Below are 19,286 nucleotides of genomic sequence, written 5' to 3' on the forward strand. Positions count from 1 at the left end.
GATTATCCTCTTGCTGCCAGTGCGACGACACGCTCATAAGCCTGTCCGCTGCGGATGGCGTTAAGCGCCTGCTGTGCGTTTTCACGCAGATCTTCCTGACCGAATACTTTAAGCAACATCGCCACGTTGACGGCGACGGCCTCCTCATGGGCCTGCTGGCCATTACCCTGAAGTAAAGAGGTCAGAATGTCACGATTTTCTTCCGGCGTGCCGCCCGCCAGCGCCTCTTTGGGATGGAAGCCAAAACCAAAGTCCTCTGGCGAGAGCTGATAGCGCGTAATTTCACCTTCACGCAGTTCGGCCACATGGGTTACATCGTGCAGCGCCACCTCATCCATTCCGCCACCGTGAACCACCGCCGCGCGCTGATAACCCAGCACTTTCAGCGTCTGAGCAATCGGCATCACCAGTTCCGGGCTGTAGACGCCAATCACCGCCAGTGGCGGGCGTGCCGGATTGATCAGCGGACCCAGCACGTTAAACAGCGTACGGGTCTTAAGCTGCTGGCGGACCGGCATCGCGTGGCGAAAACCGGTGTGATACTGCGGCGCAAACAGGAAGCAGACATTCAGATCGTCCAGCGCCTGGCGCGCCCGGTCAGCGGGCATATCGAGATTGATGCCAAAGGCGGCCAGCAGATCGGAGGAGCCCGATTTGCTGGAGACGCTGCGGTTACCGTGCTTCGCCACTTTCAGACCGCAGGTCGCGGCGACAAAGGCGCTGGCAGTCGAGATATTAATGCTGTTACTGCCATCGCCGCCGGTGCCCACAATGTCCGCAAACGCATAATCAGGGCGGGGAAAAGGTTTGGCATCTTCCAGCAGCGCGGTGGCGGCTCCGGCGATCTCTTCCGGCGTTTCACCGCGCACCTTCATGGCGATCAGCGCGGCAGCGAGCTGCGTTGGCTCCAGCTGTCCGGTAATGATGGCGCTGAACAGCTGATGACTCTCAGCCTGATTCAGCGTCTGCGCCTGGTAAAGTTTTTCCAGTGTCTGTTGCATGTTTATTCTCCCTGTTACTTCGCCAGTGCCCAGGCCAGCGTCTGCTCAAGCAGGCGCGCACCCTGAGAAGTCAAAATCGATTCAGGATGGAACTGAAACCCGCATACGCGATCGGTTTCATGGCGAACGGCCATCACCATCCCGTTGTAACTGGCGTTCACCGTCAGCTCTTCCGGCGTGTTGCTGCCCACCAGCGAGTGATAGCGCGCCACCGGCAGCGGATTGCTCAGACCGGCAAACATCGCCTCGCCGTCATGGTCGATTGAAGAGGCTTTGCCGTGCAGGATCTCGCCTGCCTGGCCCACATGGCCGCCATAAGCTTCGACAATCGCCTGGTGACCCAGACAGATACCGATAATTGGCAGACGACCGCGCAGCACCCGCAGCAGCTCCGGCATACAGCCAGCATCTTTTGGCGCGCCGGGACCGGGAGAGAGCATCAGCACCGGGTTCTCCATCCGCTGCAGCTGTTCAATAAGCAGTTCGGCAGGCAGATTGTTGCGGTAAATCACCACGTTGTGACCAAAGGTCCGCAGCTGATCAACCAGGTTATAGGTAAAAGAGTCGATGTTATCGAGCAGCAGAATATCGGCCATCAGAAGATCTCCTTGCAGTGATGGGCAGTCGCGATAGCGCGCAGTACGGCGCGCGCTTTGTTGCGGCTTTCATCAGCTTCAGCCTGCGGATTAGAATCCAGCACCACACCTGCGCCCGCCTGAACGGTGGCGACGCCATCTTCTACATAGGCGGAGCGGATAACGATACAGGTATCGAGATCGCCCTGGGCGGTGAAGTAGCCCACCGCGCCGCCGTAGCTGCCGCGACGGGTGCGTTCAGCCCCGGCAATCAACTGCATGGCGCGAACTTTTGGTGCACCGCTCAGCGTGCCCATGTTCATACAGGCACGATACGCGTGCAGCACATCGAGGTCCGCGCGCAGCGTGCCCACCACGCGGGAAACCAGATGCATCACAAATGAGTAGCGGTCAACTTTGGTCAGGTCAGCCACGTAACGGCTGCCGGGCACGCAGATACGCGCCAGATCGTTACGCGCCAGATCCACCAGCATCAGATGCTCAGCCAGCTCTTTATGGTCGGTACGCATCTCCAGCTCAATGCGGCTGTCGAGATCGCGGTCCAGTGAGCCATCAGCATGGCGGCCACGCGGGCGGGTACCGGCAATCGGGTAGATCTCAATCTGACGGGAGGTGGCGTCATACTTCAGCGAACTCTCCGGCGACGCGCCAAACAATGAGAAATCCTGATCCTGCATGAAAAACATGTAGGGGCTGGGATTGCTGTTTTTCAGTGTCTCATAAGCAGCCAGCGGCGACGGGCACGGCAGCGAGAAGCGACGTGACGGCACGACCTGGAAAATTTCGCCGATGCGAACCGCCTGTTGAAGTGTGCGTACTACGTCGCAATACTCTTCATCACTCTGGCTGGTGGTCAGCGTCATCTGTTCTACCGGCTGGACCGGCAGAGCCGGTGCCGGTTGCAGCATCTGGCCGTGCAACTGCTCGATGCGGCGCTGCAGGCGCTGGAACTCGCTGGTGGATGGGCAGAACAGGCTGGCCTGCAGACGCGCACTGCGGGTCTGGTGATCGATCACCAGTAAGGTTTCTGCCAGGTAAAAACAGTAGTCGGGGCAGCGTTGCTGATTATCCAGCTCCGGCAGGGTTTCAAAACCGGCAACCAGATCATAAGCAAACAGGCCACCCAGCAGTACGGCTTCGCGCTCATCGGCAGGGGAGTTGACCAGTTGTGGAATCAGACGCAAAGCATCAAACACCGACAGTGCCTTGAGGCGGGAATCTTCATCCTGCTGATGGTCGGTGCTCTGCGGGAAAGTCAGCTCGCGTCCATCGGGACGAACCTGATTGCTGACCGACGCAGGCAGGGCCTCATCCAGCAGCGGCAGCAGGGCGCGGCCATTTTCTGACAACGCCTGAACGGTGACATTGTTGCCCATTGCGCTGACGCGCAGCGCGCTGTCGACAATCAGCAGGCTTTTTAAGTTGCGCTTGCTGTCGATGTCAGCGGATTCAAGCAGCAGGGTTGCCGGACGTGCGCCGCACAGCTGGTGAAACACTGCGGCCGGATCTTCGCGGTAGGGTGCGGTGCCGGTAATCAACTTCACTGTAGGTTTCGCATTTGGCATGATGATTTCTCTGAATTTCGCTCAAAAAAAAGCCCGCTCGGTGGCGGGCTCAGGTATTAGCACAGCGTTTACGCAAAGTGTGCACGACCCTGTCGCCCATTTTCGGGAACATCGCGCCAACCGTTTAAATGCGTGATTACAACAGCCATGATTGAATACCCGTTACGTGTGAACTTGTGTACTAGTTAACGGGTTCAGGGCGGAAATGTCAATACACTTTTTCACTGAACGTGAAAATCGTTATCATGCTGGCCGGTTTAGTTTTTGCAGGAGTTCTCTTGAGCGATATCGCCCGTTTCCCGGTTTATGATTTACACAGCCACACGCGTGCCTCCGACGGCTTACTGACCCCAGCCGCCCTGGTGCAGCGAGCGGTTGAGATGCGCGTCGGCGTACTGGCGATCACCGATCACGACAGCGTTGCAGGGGTAGATGAAGCGCAGCAAACGGCAATCGATCACGATTTACCGATAAAAGTGCTGGCAGGCGCAGAAATCTCCACCCTGTGGGAAAACCATGAGATTCACATCGTGGGACTGAACATTGATATCCGCCATCCGGCGATGGTGGCGTTTCTGGCCGGACAACATGCCTGTCGGCAAGCACGTGCAGAAGAGATTGGTGAGCGACTGGCGAAGGCACGTATCCCGGATGCGCTGGCGGGAGCCACGCGACTGGCTGATGGCGGCATCATTACCCGCGGTCACTTTGCCCGCTTCCTGATTGAGCAGGGTAAAGCAGAGAATATGGCGCAGGTGTTCAAAAATTATCTGGCGCGTGGCAAAACCGGTTACGTGCCGCCACAATGGTGTACAATTAAACAAGCTATTGATGCTATTCATCATTCTGGTGGCTGCGCCGTGCTGGCGCATCCTGGCCGTTACGGTTTATCGGCAAAGTGGCTCAAACGGCTGGTCGCCCATTTCCGCGAAGTGGGCGGTGATGCGATGGAAGTCGCGCAGTGCCAGCAGCCACCTAATGAGCGCACGACGCTGGCGCAATACGCCAGAGATAATGAACTGGCCGCATCACAAGGTTCTGATTTTCATCAACCCTGTCCGTGGATTGAACTGGGCCGCAAACTCTGGCTGCCCGCGGCGGTTGAGCCGGTCTGGGAACGCTTCCCGGATCTGGCTCCCGGCCTGGCAATCACGGAAAGGTGACACGAGGTTTCTATGAGTCAATTGTTTCATATTCATCCGGACAACCCGCAGCCTCGCCTGATTAATCAGGCGGTTGACTACCTGAACAAAGGCAGCGTCATTGTTTATCCAACCGATTCCGGCTATGCGCTGGGCTGTCGGCTGGAGGAGAAGGGCGCGATGGAGCGTATCTGTCGTATCCGTCAGCTCGACGGGCACCATAACTTTACCCTGATGTGCCGGGATCTCTCTGAGCTGTCGGTCTATTCGCAGGTGGGCAACTCAGCGTTTCGCCTGCTGAAAAACAACACGCCAGGCAACTACACCTTTATTCTCAAGGCGACCAAAGAGGTGCCGCGCCGCCTGATGAATGAAAAACGTAAGACCATTGGTCTGCGCGTGCCCTCTAATCCCGTGGCGCTGGCGCTGCTGGAAGCACTGAATCAGCCGATGATGTCGACCTCATTAATTCTGCCGGGCAACGATTTCACCGAGTCCGATCCGGAAGAGATCCAGCACAGCATCGGCAAGCTGGTCGATCTGATTATCGACGGCGGCACGCTGGGCCAGCAGCCGACCACGGTGGTCGATCTGACCACCGATGCGCCGGAAATTGTGCGTGAAGGGGTGGGCGATACCCGCCCGTTCCTGTAAGCCCTCAGGCTCAGGCACCGCGTGTCGGTGTCTGGGCCAGATTCGACTCTAACCAGCTTTTAAACTGGCCGTAAGGAATATAAAGTGACACATCTTTCAGGATCACTTTGTTATTACGCCCATTTTTAATCGAGTCAGAATAGCCAACAATCACGCCGCCCAGCGTATCATCACGGTTATAAACGCCGCCGCCCGACATCCCCTGAACAACACCTGCATTGGAGGCCATGGCTATACAGGGACTTTTATTCCAGTTATTCCGAATAGCCGTACGGGCTAAATTAACTCCGGTCGATTCAACCGGCATCGCTGAAATAAAACTGTAGCCATACATTTTAACCGGATCGCCGATGTCGCTGCTGCGGAACTTAGTCAGCGTGCTGGCGTCATTCTTGTGATAAATAATCGCAAGGTCGCAATAAGGGTGATAAGACTTGACGCGCTGCACGGCAGTTTTGGCAACGTGCGCAGCTGTCAGGCTATATTCAGGCGTCAGAGGAATGCTGGTGCCCAGTGTGCCGAGACCGAGGATCGTCGGAATGCCAGTCACGCTCATATCTACGTGCTGCATCGCCGTACGACTGTACTCAGTATGGCCCACAGAACACCCGCTCAGCACCAGTGCAGCAAGCACCGGGCACAGCAACAGGTTTTTCATGATGGGTTTCTTTATTCAGGCATGTCGGGAAATCCCTGGTGAAGATTTTTGACATGCAAGCAAGGTTCATCACTGAACCGTATTAACGCAACAACTCCGGATGCGCCGGTTTATTGGATTAATCTAAAAAGACTATTTTTATAAACGAATAACAAAAGCCGGACTTCATTGTTGCAAGACCCCTCTGTCGTGAGTCCTGCTTTTTATTGTGCTACAGGAATAAAGTATATCAGCTTAATAGTGTCGTACAATTTATTAAAGCTAATAAGAATCAAATGTCTTTGAAAATAAGGCCTTAAATAAATCTGCGTTAAGAAAAATCTGGCTTTTTTGTATTTGCCGAGCGGTTATAATGGATTAAGTCATTAAAACAGTTGTTTGTGCTAACTTTAATGTTTTTTTAAGAAGAATAAAAGCAAGGGAAAACCAGCGAAAGTGTAAGATAGTGTTAAGGTTTTTATCACCAGAACATTACGTTGATGAAACTAAAGTGGTTAGAAAATTTAATTGTCATCAGCTATAAAGTTTTTAATACATGCATTTTATTAATCTTATTCCTGTCAGATGCACGGGGATTATTTAAATCAGCGTCAGATATTATCAGATCTAAAACTATCAGAGGCTGACCCTTCTTAATTCGCTTCAGACCCACTCATAAAGCGCGTTACTTCAGGGGTAAATGCCTGTATAATGGGGCCGAATTAATAGGTTAACCTGTTGATTCAGAAAGAATTATCACCCTACCGTGACGCCTGGGAAGGCGACAAAGAGGAAGCTCTATGAGCGAAAAGTTACAGAAAGTCTTAGCGCGTGCCGGTCATGGCTCGCGTCGTGAAATCGAATCAATGATTGCCGCTGGCCGTGTCAGCGTCGACGGCAAGATCGCCACCCTGGGCGACCGCGTTGAAAGCAGCAAACCTCTGAAAATCCGTATTGATGGCCATCTGGTCTCGATTGCTGAATCAGCAACCGAAGTTTGCCGCGTGCTGGCTTACTACAAACCAGAAGGTGAACTCTGTACCCGCAGCGATCCTGAAGGGCGCCCAACGGTATTTGACCGTCTGCCTCGTCTGCGCGGTTCACGCTGGATTGCCGTTGGCCGTCTGGATGTGAACACCTGTGGTCTGATGCTCTTCACCACTGACGGTGAACTGGCGAACCGCCTGATGCATCCGAGCCGTGAAGTGGAACGTGAATATGCGGTGCGCGTCTTTGGTCAGGTCGACGATGATAAAATTCGTCAGCTGAGCAAGGGCGTTCAGCTGGAAGATGGCCCGGCTGCCTTTAAGACCCTGAAATTTGGCGGTGGAGAAGGGATCAACCAGTGGTACAACGTGACCCTGACCGAAGGACGCAACCGTGAAGTGCGTCGTTTATGGGAAGCGGTCGGCGTGCAGGTCAGTCGTCTGATGCGTGTTCGCTACGGCGATATCACCTTACCAAAAGGCCTGCCACGCGGTGGCTGGACCGAACTGGATCTGCCTGCGGTTAACTACCTGCGTAACCTGGTGGAGATGGATGATGAAACGGTTACCAAACTGGTGGTCGAAAAAGATCGTCGTCGCACCAAAGCGAACCAGATTCGTCGTGCCGTGAAACGTCACAGTAAAGTGAGCAGCACCCCACGTGCACCACGCCGCAATCCGGGCAGCAAACGTAACTCCGGTTAATCACGTTGCCCGATCGCTAAAAACGCAGCCCCAGGGCTGCGTTTTCTTTTTCTGTTACCAGTCAATTCCCTGCTGAGCCTGTATCCCGGCATCAAAAGCGTGCTTAACCGGCCGCATCTCAGTCACCGTATCCGCCATCTCAGTCAGGCTGCGATGACAGCCACGTCCGGTAATGATGACGCTCTGATGCGCCGGGCGCTGTTGCAGGGCCGCTATCAGCTCTTCCAGTGGCAGATAATCCATGCTGACCATATAGGTGATTTCGTCGAGCACCACCAGATCCAGCTGCTCATCGGCCAGCATCCGTTTTGCATGCTGCCACACCGCCAGACAGGCAGCGGTATCCGTTTCGCGGTTCTGCGTATCCCAGGTAAAGCCGGTTGCCATCACCTGAAATTCAACACCGTGCTGTTCCAGCAGGTTTCGCTCGCCATTCGGCCAGTCACCTTTAATGAACTGGATAGCCGCCACGCGTTTGCCATGACCGGTGGCGCGGAGTGCGGTGCCAAAGGCCGCAGTCGTTTTGCCTTTGCCATTGCCGGTAAAGACCATCAGGATGCCACGAACCTCCGTGGCTGCAGCAATACGCGCATCTACCTGTTCTTTTAACCGCTGCTGACGCTGTTGATGACGATCGTCAGCCATTATTCAGCGGCTCCCGGTTTTCTGCCTGGCTGGGCATCAAAGCTGATCCCGGTTTTACGACGGCTGTCATCACCCATCAGATAAAGGTAGAGCGGCATCAAATCGGCAGGGGTTTTCAGCTTATTGGCATCTTCCTGCGGGAACGCGCTGGCACGCATTTTTGTTCGCGTTCCGCCCGGATTAATACAGTTCACCCGCAATGCCTGCGTTTTATACTCATCAGCCAGTACCTGCATCATGCCTTCGGTAGCAAATTTAGAGACGGCGTAAGCCCCCCAGCCCGCGCGACCGGTGCGGCCCACGCTGGAGGTGGTAAACACCAGTGAACCGGCATCCGATTTTAACAGCAGCGGCAACAGCGCCTGCGTCAGGAAGAAGGTGGCGTCCAGGTTGATGTTCATCACCTGCTGCCAGACCTGTGGGTCAAGTTCAGCCAGCGGCACAATCTCACCGAGGATACCGGCGTTATGCAGCACGCCGTCGAGACGCGGGAACTGCTGTGCCAGCTGTTCTGCCACCTGCTGGCAACGTTCCGGTGTCGCTTCGGCCAGATCGAACACCACAGTGTGAGCAGGGCAGAGATTGAGTTGATTGATCGCCTGTTCGACCTGCTGAAGCTTCTCAGGGTTACGGCCCATCAGGATCACTTCTGCGCCATAGCGGGCATAAGTCAGCGCCGCTTCCCGGCCAATGCCATCTGAAGCGCCAGTGACCAGGATAATGCGATGATTGAGCAGGTCGCTTTTCGGTTGATAATGCACAGCGGGGTCCTCCAGCGAAAACAGCATGATTCCGCTTTATGCCTGAATTTACGAATGGGCGCAATCGCCAACCCACGCATTCTGTGCCAGCTGCTGGCATTTCAGGCGACGAAGCGGGGCAAAACGGCTAAACTGGCGAACTGTTTTTGATTCTCAGTTTACTAAGGCGACCTATGGATTTTATTTCAACGTATGGACTGTTTTTAGCGAAAGTGGTGACACTGGTGGTTGCCGTCGCTGTGATTGTCATGATTGTGATGAATGCCGCATTACGCAAACGGGCACAAAACGGTCAGCTTCGACTGACTCATCTGGATGATGACTATCAACAGATGAAAGAGGATTTGCAGCTGGCAAAAATGAAGCCTCAGGCACAAAAAGTCTGGCTGAAAAATCATAAGAAAAGTGAAAAGCTGAAAGCCAAAGCGGAAAAGCAGGCGGCGAAGCAGGGGCAGACAGACAGTGCGAAGCCCACGCTCTATGTACTCGATTTCAAAGGCAGCATGGACGCCCATGAGGTGACTTCACTGCGCGAAGAGATTTCAGCCGTGCTGGCCGTCAAGCAGCCTGGCGATGAAGTGCTGCTGCGTCTTGAAAGCCCTGGCGGCGTGGTTCATGGCTATGGCCTGGCAGCCTCGCAGCTGCAGCGTCTGCGCGATCAGGGTCTGCGCATCACGGCGGCCGTGGATAAAGTGGCGGCCAGCGGCGGTTACATGATGGCCTGCGTAGCCGATCGTATTGTGGCAGCACCTTTCTCGATTATTGGCTCCATCGGCGTGGTCGCGCAGATCCCCAATTTCAACCGCTTGCTGAAACGGAACGATATTGATATTGAGCTGCATACCGCCGGACAGTACAAGCGCACGCTGACGCTGTTTGGTGAAAACACCGAAGAGGGACGTGAGAAATTCCAGGAAGATCTCGACGAAACGCACCTGCTGTTCAAGCAGTTTGTCCACCAGATGCGCCCGTCACTCGACATCGATCAGGTGGCAACCGGTGAACACTGGTATGGCCGCCAGGCGCTGGACCTCGGCCTGGTTGACGAAATCGGCACCAGCGATGATCTGATCATCCGTCAGATGGATAAGTTCAGCGTGCTCGGCGTGCATTATGCCCGCCGCCGTAAGGTGATGGATCGCTTTACGCAGAGCGCCGGCTCGGTGGCAGAGCGCCTGCTGCTGAAACTCTGGCAGCGCGGCGAAAAGCCACTGCTCTGATGATGCGAAACCCGGCCTGCGCCGGGTTTTTTCATTCCAGGTGGTAGAGCGGCGACAGCACCACGGCAAGGTGTTTGAACACGTTAAACACCGCCGTGGTTTTAGCCGTCGGCACTCCATCGGCATCGAGAAAAAACGGTCCGCGAAATACCAGCACTTCTCCCTGCTGAATCACCTCATCCGCCTGCATTCCCGCTAAATAATCATCATGTTCTTTGATCAGCGCATTGGCCTTTTCCAGCAACGCCTGGCGGGAAATAGCCTGAGTTGAACTCTGCATTTATTGACTCCTGTTTGACAGTACTCCAATCCTTTCTATATTACTGGCGAGTCACACGCTGTGACAAATCGGTGTAATCGATGAAAACCTGGCGTAAGTCCGGGCTGAGTGCTAATTAAGTTGCGTAACAGATTTTATCAGGTAGAGTGTGGGCGATTCCGATTTCAGGGATTTTGCACCAGGATGTGCGATGAGTTCAGATAGAAAAAGCACTCTTTATCATGCAGTTGCATAACGCCACATCATCTGATCTGAGATTGACCCCTCCGCCTTGAAATGTTAAACAGGCGCAGCAATATTGAACCCATTGGGTTTTTGGGCATCCAATCCTCTCCCGTTAAGCAGGATGTTTTCATTAGGTAAAGGTAAATATGGGTAAAGCACTCGTTATTGTTGAGTCCCCGGCAAAGGCTAAAACAATCAATAAATACCTGGGTAGTGATTACGTGGTTAAATCCAGCGTGGGTCATATCCGGGATCTGCCGACCAGTGGTTCAACCGCGAAGAAAAGTGCTGACGCCTCGACAGATAAGAAAGTCAAAGACGCTTCGACTGACAAGAAAGTCAAAAAAGTTAAAAAAGATGAGAAGGCCGCACTCGTCAGCCGCATGGGTGTTGACCCCTATCACGGCTGGGAAGCGGACTATCAGATTCTGCCCGGCAAAGAGAAAGTGGTCGCCGAACTGAAGGCGTTAGCCGCCAATGCTGACCACATCTATCTCGCAACCGACCTTGACCGCGAAGGGGAAGCCATTGCCTGGCACCTGCGGGAAGTGATTGGTGGTGATGACTCGCGCTTCAGCCGCGTCGTGTTTAACGAAATAACCAAGAATGCGATTCGTCAGGCGTTTGAAAAGCCGGGCGAACTGAATATTGATCGGGTGAATGCTCAGCAGGCGCGTCGCTTTATGGACCGCGTGGTGGGCTACATGGTCTCGCCACTGCTGTGGAAAAAGATCGCTCGTGGTCTCTCTGCCGGACGTGTGCAATCCGTTGCCGTTCGCCTGGTGGTGGAACGTGAACGTGAGATTAAAGCTTTTGTTCCCGAAGAGTACTGGGAAGTTAATGCCGCGCTGACCACGCCGAAAGGCGATGAGCTGTCGATGGACGTGACGCACAAAGGCGATAAAGCCTTCCGTCCGGTCAACCGCGACGAGACGTATGCCGCCGTCGCGCTGCTGGAAAAAGCGCGCTATGAGATCGTGGATCGTGAAGATAAGCCGACCAGCAGCAAGCCGGGCGCGCCTTATATCACCTCGACACTGCAGCAGGCTGCCAGCACCCGTCTCGGCTTTGGCGTCAAGAAGACCATGATGATGGCTCAGCGGCTGTATGAAGCGGGCCACATTACTTATATGCGTACTGATTCGACCAACCTGAGTCAGGATGCGGTCGCCATGGCGCGTGGCTATATCGAAAGCAATTTCGGTAAAAAGTATCTGCCTGAAAACGCCATAACTTACGCCAGCAAAGAGAACTCCCAGGAAGCGCACGAAGCGATTCGTCCTTCTGATGTGGAAGTGGTGGCGGAAAAGCTGAAAGATATGGAAGCGGATGCGCAGAAACTCTATCAGCTGATCTGGCGTCAGTTTGTTGCCTGTCAGATGACACCAGCAAAATATGACTCCAGCACCATTACTGCCGCCGCCGGTGATTTCCGGCTCAAAGCGAAAGGCCGTATTCTGCGTTTCGACGGCTGGACCAAAGTGATGCCTGCGCTGCGTAAGAATGATGAAGATCGTACGCTGCCTGCGGTAAGCGTGGGTGATGTTCTGGACCTGCAGCAACTGCTGCCCGGTCAGCACTTCACCAAGCCACCGGCGCGCTTCAGCGAAGCGTCACTGGTGCGCGAGCTGGAGAAGCGCGGAATTGGTCGTCCATCCACCTACGCCGCCATTACCTCGACGATTCAGGATCGTGGCTACGTACGGGTTGAAAACCGCCGTTTTTATGCGGAAAAAATGGGTGAAATCGTCACCGATCGTCTGGAAGAGAACTTCCGCGAACTGATGAATTATGATTTCACCGCCCGCATGGAGAGCAACCTTGACCAGGTTGCCAATAACCAGGCGCAATGGAAAGCGGTACTCGACCACTTCTTCACAGATTTTACCCAGCAGCTTGAACTGGCTGAGAAAGATCCTGAAGAGGGCGGGATGCAGCCGAACCAGATGGTGCTGACCTCGATTGACTGCCCGACCTGTAGCCGTCCGATGGGGATTCGAACTGCCAGTACCGGCGTCTTCCTGGGCTGTTCCGGCTATGCGCTGCCACCTAAAGAGCGCTGCAAACAGACCATCAACCTGATCCCGGAAAATGAAGTTCTCAATATTCTGGAAGGGGATGATGCTGAAACCAACGCCCTGCGTGCCCGTCGTCGCTGCCAGAAGTGTGGCACGGCCATGGACAGCTACCTGATCGATAACGAACGTAAACTGCATGTCTGTGGTAATAACCCGGAGTGTGATGGTTACGAGATTGAGAAGGGCGAATTCCGCATCAAAGGCTATGACGGCCCGGTGGTGGAGTGCGAGAAGTGTGGTTCGGAGATGCACCTGAAGATGGGACGCTTTGGTAAGTACATGGCGTGTACCAATGAAGAGTGCAAAAACACCCGCAAGATCCTGCGTAGTGGTGAAGTTGCTCCGCCGAAAGAGGATCCGGTTCCGCTGCCAGAGCTGGCATGTGAGAAGTCAGATGCTTACTTCGTGTTGCGTGACGGTGCGGCGGGCGTCTTCCTCGCGGCCAACACCTTCCCGAAATCACGCGAGACGCGTGCGCCGCTGGTGGAAGAGCTTCAGCGCTTCAAAGATCGTCTGCCTGAGAAGCTGAAATATCTGGCCGATGCGCCAGCAGCCGATCCGGAAGGCAACAAAACGCTGGTGCGGTTCAGCCGCAAGACCAAACAGCAGTATGTCTCCTCCGAAAAAGAGGGCAAGGCAACCGGCTGGTCCGCCTTCTATATAGATGGCAAATGGCAGGAACCGAAAAAGTAATCCCTGAAGGCCAGCGCTCGCTGGCCTTTTTCTGAGCCTTATATCAATCCGTTCTACTCTCTCACTTAAACTGATATAGTTGTTATAGCATTTCCGACCTTTCCTGATGCATAGCATCTTTTTACCCTCGCGACTATACGTCAACCGGGGATGCGACTCTGTAACTTACCGGGATGGAATAGATATGAAATTACAGCAGTTGCGCTATATCGTTGAAGTGGTCAATCACAATCTCAACGTCTCTTCGACGGCGGAAGGTCTCTACACCTCTCAACCCGGCATCAGTAAACAGGTGCGTATGCTGGAAGATGAACTGGGCGTGCAAATCTTTGCCCGCAGCGGTAAACATCTCACCCAGGTCACGCCTGCAGGGGAAGAGATTATCCGTATAGCGCGTGAAGTTCTCTCCAAAGTGGATGCGATTAAATCGGTAGCCGGTGAACACACCTGGCCTGATAAAGGCTCGCTCTATGTCGCAACCACGCACACTCAGGCTCGCTACGCGCTGCCTGGTGTGATCAAAGGATTTATTGAGCGCTATCCTCGCGTCTCTTTGCATATGCATCAGGGTTCTCCAACCCAGATCGCCGAAGCCGTCTCCAAAGGTAATGCGGATTTTGCCATCGCCACCGAAGCCCTGCATCTCTATGACGATTTAATCATGCTGCCGTGCTACCACTGGAATCGGGCGATTGTGGTGACTGCCGATCATCCGCTGGCCGGAAAAGGGCAGGTCACCATTGAGGAGCTGGCCGAATATCCGCTGGTGACCTACACCTTTGGCTTTACCGGGCGCTCAGAACTGGATACGGCTTTCAATCGTGCAGGTTTAACGCCACGCATCGTCTTTACCGCGACCGACGCCGACGTAATCAAAACTTATGTCCGCTTAGGTCTGGGGGTTGGTGTTATCGCCAGCATGGCAGTAGATCCGGTGGCCGATCCTGACCTGATTCGCATTGAAGCCGCCGATATCTTTACCAACAGCACCACTAAGATTGGATTCCGCCGCAGCACCTTCCTGCGCAGCTATATGTATGATTTTATCCAACGTTTTGCACCGCACCTGACGCGCGATGTGGTAGATACTGCGGTTGCGTTGCGCTCCAATGAAGACATTGAAGCGATGTTTAAAGATATCAAACTGCCGTTTAAATAGAATTTAACCTCCCCGCGTAAACATAAGGCTGCCTGGTGCAGCCTTTTTTGTCTCCAGGCTTTAGCGCCAAATGAGACTCAAAAGTTTTTATGATTTTTTTGTAAATGAAACATTGATCACATGTTTCCTCATCGGGCTTTCTTAAATGCGAATTACAACACATTTTTAACTATGTCACTTTGCGGCTTGCCAGGAATATTCCCATACTCCAGTTAAGAGCTAACGTGGGAAGCCAGTAAACATAAGGTTCTTAAGTGTTATCTATAGTTTTGAGTGGATCTGTTTTTAAATTAACTCAAATTTTTTAGCGGGTTTTTTAATTAAATATTAGTTCCGGTATTAATGATTTCTTACGTTACCTGAGCTCATTGATTAATACCGTTAATCGTTGTACTCAATAAAAATAACTGGATTTTTGGCCTTAACGCGTTTAGGATTCCTCCTAAATCTTAATCGATGTTATCAATCATTTTGTTGAGAGTGATTATCAAAAACTATGAATACACGACTGACTGTACAACCGGGTTTCCCGGCAAAAAGCACCAAGGTTGAGCGTACCGGCAACACTCGTCGCAAAGCCTGGTTAACCGTATTCGCTGCCTCTGCGCTGTTTTGGGTAGTTGTCGCGTTAATGATTTGGCGTATCTGGGGCTAAAGCCATGTGGGCAAATACACTCAGCCATAAACGTTCCCTGACCTCGGGTCAGCACAAGACGGTCTCCTGTAAAGGAAAAGAACCCCTTGCAAAGGACGAAAAAGTGTCTATCCCCGATTCATGGGATTTGAGTGATAACCAGAGACTTTTTATTGAGTCGTTTCTGGACCCTAAAAACAAATAACGTTGTCAGACCATTTCTTCGTCACTGTTCTTTTAAAACCGGAATTTCCGGTGGGCCTATAAATGCCCTTACCACATCCTGTACGACCAAAGGGTGTCGCCTCTTTCTATAAGGTGACCGCAAAAACTTTTACGCCCGATTCCGGCGAAGGAGTGAACCAAATGAATATTATTAAAATGTCCTGGCTCAGCGCGTATGCATTCTCCTTTGCGTTCTGGTCTGCGGCGGTGTGGATAACCCTGTAATTTGAATTAAAATCACCTTTTCATGATGCCTCGTGACTTCACGGGGCATTTTCGTTTGCGATCGATTGTAGCAATTTGTGTTGTAATCAAAACGTTAACGAAATTGTGGTCTATCTTTAACATAAACCTTTGTCTCTCTGAGGTTTAAAGACCATGAATGAAAGGAGGAGCTATGTCGTCTACCCTACGCGAGCAGAGTCAGGAAGTACTGCAGGTCGACACCAAAAAATATCACATCTTCAGTCTTCCCCATGCTGCTCAACACCTTGGCAATATCGATCGCCTGCCAAAATCCCTTAAAGTCCTGCTGGAAAATTTACTGCGCTATCAGGATGGTGACTCTGTTACGACGGAGGACATCCAGGCGCTGGTTGACTGGCAAAAAGATGCCCACGCCGATCGAGAAATTGCCTACCGGCCAGCCCGTGTATTAATGCAGGACTTTACTGGCGTGCCTGCGGTAGTCGACCTTGCTGCGATGCGAGAAGCAGTGAATCGGCTAGGCGGCGATGTGGCGAAAGTTAATCCGCTGTCACCGGTTGATCTGGTTATCGACCACTCGGTGACTGTCGACCATTTTGGCAATGATGACGCCTTTGAAGAGAACGTCCGGCTGGAGATGGAGCGAAACCATGAGCGCTACGTCTTTCTCCGCTGGGGCCAGAAGGCGTTTGATAAATTCCGCGTGGTGCCGCCGGGCACCGGTATTTGCCATCAGGTGAACCTGGAATATCTCGGCAAGGCGATCTGGCATGAAACCGTGAATGGTGAAGAGTACGCCTGGCCCGATACGCTGGTCGGTACGGACTCTCACACCACCATGATCAACGCGCTTGGCGTGCTGGGATGGGGAGTAGGGGGAATCGAAGCCGAAGCCGCCATGCTCGGTCAGCCTGTCTCAATGCTTATCCCGGATGTGGTGGGTTTCAAACTCACCGGCAAACTGCGGGCGGGCATTACGGCAACCGACCTCGTGCTGACCGTTACCCAGATGCTGCGTAAGCACGGCGTTGTCGGTAAATTCGTTGAATTTTACGGTGATGGCCTGGCCGATCTGCCGCTGGCAGACCGCGCGACCATCGCCAACATGGCACCGGAATATGGCGCAACCTGCGGATTCTTCCCGGTTGATGACGTCACGCTGAGCTACATGACCCTGACCGGACGCGATGCCGAACAGGTAGCGTTAGTGGAAGCCTATGCCAAAGCGCAGGGTCTGTGGCGCAACCCTGGCGATGAGCCGCGTTTTACCAGCACTCTGGCGCTGGATATGAATGAGGTGGAATCGAGTCTCGCAGGACCAAAACGTCCGCAGGATCGGGTGTCGCTGGGCGATGTGCCCGCCGCGTTTGATGCCAGCAATGAGCTGGAAGTGAATCAGGCGCAGAAACCCCATAAAATCGTTGAGTATACCGACAGTGATACCGGGCTGACGCATAAGCTGACCGATGGAGCGGTGGTGATCAGTGCGATTACCTCCTGTACTAACACCTCCAACCCCAGCGTCTTAATGGCGGCCGGTTTACTGGCGAAGAAAGCGGTCGAGCGGGGGCTGAAACGTCAGCCGTGGGTCAAAGCCTCGCTGGCACCCGGTTCTAAAGTGGTTTCAGACTACCTGGCCGTCGCGCAACTGACCTCTTATCTCGACGAGCTGGGCTTTAATCTGGTTGGTTATGGCTGCACCACCTGTATCGGTAACTCCGGCCCGCTGAAAGATGAGATCGAGTCTGGGATCAAAGCAGGCGACCTTACGGTGGGTGCTGTGCTGTCCGGCAACCGCAACTTTGAAGGCCGTATTCATCCGCTGATTAAAACCAACTGGCTGGCGTCGCCGCCGCTGGTGGTGGCCTATGCGCTGGCGGGTAACATGAAGATCAACCTGCAGACCGAGCCGCTGGGCAACGATCGTCAGGGCCAGCCGGTCTACCTGAAAGATATCTGGCCTTCACCGGAAGAGATCGCTACGGCCGTGCAGCAGGTCACCAGCGACATGTTCCACAAAGAGTACGCTGAAGTCTTCGACGGTACGCCAGAGTGGCAGGAGATTAAGGTGAGTGAAGCCGCGACTTACGACTGGGATGAGGGATCGACTTATATTCGTCTGTCGCCTTTCTTTGACGATATGGAGAAAGAGCCTAAGCCGGTGCAGGATATTCGCGGTGCGCGGGTGCTGGCCATGCTGGGCGACTCGGTCACCACTGACCATATTTCACCGGCGGGCAGCATTAAAGCGGAAAGTCCGGCCGGACGGTATCTGCTGTCACACGGCGTGGAGCGTACAGACTTTAACTCCTATGGTTCGCGTCGCGGTAACCATGAAGTGATGATGCGCGGTACGTTCGCCAACATCCGTATCCGCAATGAGATGGTACCCGGGGTGGAGGGCGGTTATACCCGACACTACCCAAGTGGCGAACAGCTGGCCATCTATGATGCGGCAATGAAATATCAGGCGGAAGGCGTGCCGCTGGCGGTCATCGCGGGTCTTGAGTATGGCTCTGGTTCAAGTCGCGACTGGGCGGCGAAAGGACCACGTCTGCAGGGGGTCAGGGTAGTAATTGCGGAATCTTTTGAGCGTATTCACCGTTCAAACCTGATTGGGATGGGCATCCTGCCACTGGAGTTTCCGCAGGGTGTGACCCGCAAAAGTCTGGGGCTGACCGGTGAGGAGCGCATTGACGTGGAAAATCTTCAGGTACTGACGCCTGGCTGCAGCGTTAAAGTGACGCTGACCCGTGCTGACGGCAGCAAGGAAGAGCTGGACACTCGCTGTCGCATCGATACCGGTAATGAGCTGACCTATTACCGCAATGACGGCATCCTGCACTACGTTATCCGCAATATGCTGGACTGATAAAAAAAGCCGGGAAAACCCGGCTTTTTTATGTGGCTTACAACGTCTGTAATAAGAAGCTGTGAGACCGTGGCTGCACAGGGAGCACGGTCAGATCGGAAAGACGCAAAAGCCGTCATCCATGACATGCCCGGCCCGCGCAATTACGCACCTCATCCCTGAGGTGCGCCCGTACCGGGCCATCGCTTTGCGTTGTTCAAAAACGCTCCCGGCGTTTTTATCCGGGCGGCGGGACGCTTTCCTCTTCTGACCGTGCCCCCTGCGCGTTGAGCTAATCCGTTGCTTGAGGATTCTCTCAGATTGGGCTTCTTCAAGGGTCAGATGCCAGTGAATCCCAGCTTATTTATGACTTCGGCAGCAGATGCCCCATCTTTTCCGCTTTCGTATCCAGATAGTGCGCATTCTTCGGATTACGTCCCACGACCAGCGGCACGCGTTCAACAATGTTGATCCCGGCTTCGCTGAGGATCTCCACTTTACGCGGGTTATTGGTCAGCAGTCGCACTTCATTGACGCCCAGTAGTTTGAACATATCGGCGCACAGCGTGAAGTCGCGCTCATCGGCGGCAAAGCCCAGCTGATGGTTCGCTTCTACCGTGTCATACCCTTTGTCCTGCAACGCATAGGCGCGGATCTTATTCAGCAGACCGATGTTACGGCCTTCCTGACGGTGATAGAGCAGTGCGCCGCGACCCTCTTCTGCGATGGCATTGAGAGCGGCTTCCAGCTGAAAACCACAGTCGCAACGCAGGCTGAAGAGTGCATCGCCGGTCAGGCATTCAGAGTGAACGCGCGCCAGTACCGGCTCGTTATCATTAATATCGCCAAAAACCAGTGCAACGTGGTCATGTCCGGTTGCCAGTTCTTCAAAACCAACCATCAGGAAATCTCCCCATGGCGTGGGCAGTTTGGCTTCTGCCACCCGTTTAAGCTGCATGTGACTCTCCAGAACCTTCAGAGGATGCACTATCATCATGATAGTGCACAGGCCAGTGTGGCCC

14 protein-coding genes, 1 pseudogene and 1 other annotated feature are annotated in these 19,286 nt (G+C 53.8%); of the genes and pseudogenes, 8 read left to right on the forward strand and 7 right to left on the reverse strand.

Annotation, left to right across the window (positions count from 1 at the left end):
• Positions 1 to 2 precede the first annotated feature (2 nt).
• Positions 3 to 1,597: pseudogene (trpD, locus tag NR201_RS00175) on the reverse strand (bifunctional anthranilate synthase glutamate amidotransferase component TrpG/anthranilate phosphoribosyltransferase TrpD).
• The gene (locus NR201_RS00180; RefSeq protein ID WP_010670253.1) at positions 1,597 to 3,162 is read right to left on the reverse strand and encodes an anthranilate synthase component 1; all 1,566 of its coding nucleotides are present in this window, start codon (positions 3,160 to 3,162) and stop codon (positions 1,597 to 1,599) included. The pseudogene trpD and the gene NR201_RS00180 overlap by 1 nt, the downstream one beginning before the upstream one ends.
• 23 nt (positions 3,163 to 3,185) lie before the next feature.
• Positions 3,186 to 3,287 (reverse strand) — a sequence feature (Trp leader region).
• Between the two features lie 120 nt (positions 3,288 to 3,407).
• Here NR201_RS00180 and NR201_RS00185 point away from each other — a divergent pair.
• Together NR201_RS00185 and NR201_RS00190 are read left to right on the forward strand one after the other, a co-directional pair.
• On the forward strand, positions 3,408 to 4,325 hold the full coding sequence (locus tag NR201_RS00185) for a PHP domain-containing protein (RefSeq protein WP_256849364.1): 918 nt from the start codon (positions 3,408 to 3,410) through the stop codon (positions 4,323 to 4,325).
• 12 nt (positions 4,326 to 4,337) lie between these two features.
• Positions 4,338 to 4,958 carry an L-threonylcarbamoyladenylate synthase gene (locus NR201_RS00190; RefSeq protein ID WP_003853883.1) on the forward strand — a complete coding sequence of 207 codons (621 nt, stop codon included), beginning with the start codon at positions 4,338 to 4,340 and terminating at the stop codon, positions 4,956 to 4,958.
• A gap of 10 nt (positions 4,959 to 4,968) precedes the next feature.
• Here the strand turns inward: NR201_RS00190 and NR201_RS00195 are convergent, their stop codons facing one another.
• Positions 4,969 to 5,616 (reverse strand): hypothetical protein, encoded by a 648-nt coding sequence (locus tag NR201_RS00195; RefSeq protein ID WP_010244455.1) that lies wholly within the window; start codon positions 5,614 to 5,616, stop codon positions 4,969 to 4,971.
• Positions 5,617 to 6,395: 779 nt separating this feature from the next.
• On the opposite strand from NR201_RS00195, the gene rluB reads away from it, so the two are divergent.
• Positions 6,396 to 7,286 carry a 23S rRNA pseudouridine(2605) synthase RluB gene (gene rluB / locus NR201_RS00200; protein ID WP_256849229.1) on the forward strand — a complete coding sequence of 297 codons (891 nt, stop codon included), beginning with the start codon at positions 6,396 to 6,398 and terminating at the stop codon, positions 7,284 to 7,286.
• 54 nt (positions 7,287 to 7,340) lie between these two features.
• Here the strand turns inward: rluB and cobO are convergent, their stop codons facing one another.
• Together cobO and NR201_RS00210 are read right to left on the reverse strand one after the other, a co-directional pair.
• Entirely contained in the window at positions 7,341 to 7,931 is a 591-nt protein-coding gene (gene cobO / locus NR201_RS00205) for a cob(I)yrinic acid a,c-diamide adenosyltransferase (protein ID WP_010670250.1), read from the reverse strand.
• Positions 7,931 to 8,692: a YciK family oxidoreductase gene (locus NR201_RS00210; protein ID WP_010244466.1), complete on the reverse strand. Its 762-nt coding sequence runs from the start codon at positions 8,690 to 8,692 to the stop codon at positions 7,931 to 7,933. Before NR201_RS00210 ends, cobO begins: the two co-directional genes overlap by 1 nt.
• Before the next feature lie 173 nt (positions 8,693 to 8,865).
• Between NR201_RS00210 and sohB the strand changes: the two genes are divergently transcribed.
• Entirely contained in the window at positions 8,866 to 9,912 is a 1,047-nt protein-coding gene (gene sohB, locus NR201_RS00215; protein ID WP_010244469.1) for a protease SohB, read from the forward strand.
• A 31-nt stretch (positions 9,913 to 9,943) separates the two neighbouring features.
• On the opposite strand, the gene NR201_RS00220 is transcribed toward sohB, so the two are convergent.
• A complete protein-coding gene (locus NR201_RS00220; protein ID WP_033757844.1) occupies positions 9,944 to 10,192 on the reverse strand; it encodes a YciN family protein in 249 nt (82 codons plus the stop codon).
• A 371-nt stretch (positions 10,193 to 10,563) separates the two neighbouring features.
• Between NR201_RS00220 and topA the strand changes: the two genes are divergently transcribed.
• The 4 genes from topA to acnA all read left to right on the forward strand — a co-directional run bounded on the left by topA (position 10,564) and on the right by acnA (position 18,285).
• Positions 10,564 to 13,188 (forward strand): type I DNA topoisomerase, encoded by a 2,625-nt coding sequence (topA, locus tag NR201_RS00225; protein WP_256849230.1) that lies wholly within the window; start codon positions 10,564 to 10,566, stop codon positions 13,186 to 13,188.
• A 184-nt stretch (positions 13,189 to 13,372) separates the two neighbouring features.
• Positions 13,373 to 14,347, forward strand: a complete 975-nt coding sequence (cysB, locus tag NR201_RS00230; RefSeq protein WP_003853865.1) for an HTH-type transcriptional regulator CysB — start codon at positions 13,373 to 13,375, stop codon at positions 14,345 to 14,347.
• 496 nt (positions 14,348 to 14,843) lie between these two features.
• Positions 14,844 to 15,002, forward strand: a complete 159-nt coding sequence (locus tag NR201_RS00235; RefSeq protein WP_071778593.1) for a YmiA family putative membrane protein — start codon at positions 14,844 to 14,846, stop codon at positions 15,000 to 15,002.
• 601 nt (positions 15,003 to 15,603) lie between these two features.
• The gene (gene acnA / locus NR201_RS00240) at positions 15,604 to 18,285 is read left to right on the forward strand and encodes an aconitate hydratase AcnA (RefSeq protein ID WP_256849231.1); all 2,682 of its coding nucleotides are present in this window, start codon (positions 15,604 to 15,606) and stop codon (positions 18,283 to 18,285) included.
• A gap of 343 nt (positions 18,286 to 18,628) precedes the next feature.
• Here the strand turns inward: acnA and ribA are convergent, their stop codons facing one another.
• A complete protein-coding gene (gene ribA, locus NR201_RS00245) occupies positions 18,629 to 19,222 on the reverse strand; it encodes a GTP cyclohydrolase II (RefSeq protein ID WP_010244482.1) in 594 nt (197 codons plus the stop codon).
• Between the last annotated feature and the right edge of the window lie 64 nt (positions 19,223 to 19,286).

Origin of the sequence: Pantoea sp. Fr-CA_6, from assembly GCF_024520895.1 — a bacterium.
Taxonomy (GTDB): Bacteria; Pseudomonadota; Gammaproteobacteria; order Enterobacterales; family Enterobacteriaceae; genus Pantoea; species Pantoea agglomerans.

Excerpts from the sequence above, each read along its gene's own strand:
- rluB (WP_256849229.1), top strand. The coding sequence starts at position 6,396 with ATGAGCGAAAAGTTACAGAAAGTCTTAGCGCGTGCCGGTCATGGCTCG.
- NR201_RS00180 (WP_010670253.1), bottom strand. The coding sequence starts at position 3,162 with ATGCCAAATGCGAAACCTACAGTGAAGTTGATTACCGGCACCGCACCC.
- cobO (WP_010670250.1), bottom strand. The coding sequence starts at position 7,931 with ATGGCTGACGATCGTCATCAACAGCGTCAGCAGCGGTTAAAAGAACAG.
- NR201_RS00185 (WP_256849364.1), top strand. The coding sequence starts at position 3,408 with ATGCTGGCCGGTTTAGTTTTTGCAGGAGTTCTCTTGAGCGATATCGCC.
- acnA (WP_256849231.1), top strand. The coding sequence starts at position 15,604 with ATGTCGTCTACCCTACGCGAGCAGAGTCAGGAAGTACTGCAGGTCGAC.
- NR201_RS00190 (WP_003853883.1), top strand. The coding sequence starts at position 4,338 with ATGAGTCAATTGTTTCATATTCATCCGGACAACCCGCAGCCTCGCCTG.
- sohB (WP_010244469.1), top strand. The coding sequence starts at position 8,866 with ATGGATTTTATTTCAACGTATGGACTGTTTTTAGCGAAAGTGGTGACA.
- NR201_RS00220 (WP_033757844.1), bottom strand. The coding sequence starts at position 10,192 with ATGCAGAGTTCAACTCAGGCTATTTCCCGCCAGGCGTTGCTGGAAAAG.
- ribA (WP_010244482.1), bottom strand. The coding sequence starts at position 19,222 with ATGCAGCTTAAACGGGTGGCAGAAGCCAAACTGCCCACGCCATGGGGA.
- cysB (WP_003853865.1), top strand. The coding sequence starts at position 13,373 with ATGAAATTACAGCAGTTGCGCTATATCGTTGAAGTGGTCAATCACAAT.
- NR201_RS00195 (WP_010244455.1), bottom strand. The coding sequence starts at position 5,616 with ATGAAAAACCTGTTGCTGTGCCCGGTGCTTGCTGCACTGGTGCTGAGC.
- NR201_RS00235 (WP_071778593.1), top strand. The coding sequence starts at position 14,844 with ATGAATACACGACTGACTGTACAACCGGGTTTCCCGGCAAAAAGCACC.
- topA (WP_256849230.1), top strand. The coding sequence starts at position 10,564 with ATGGGTAAAGCACTCGTTATTGTTGAGTCCCCGGCAAAGGCTAAAACA.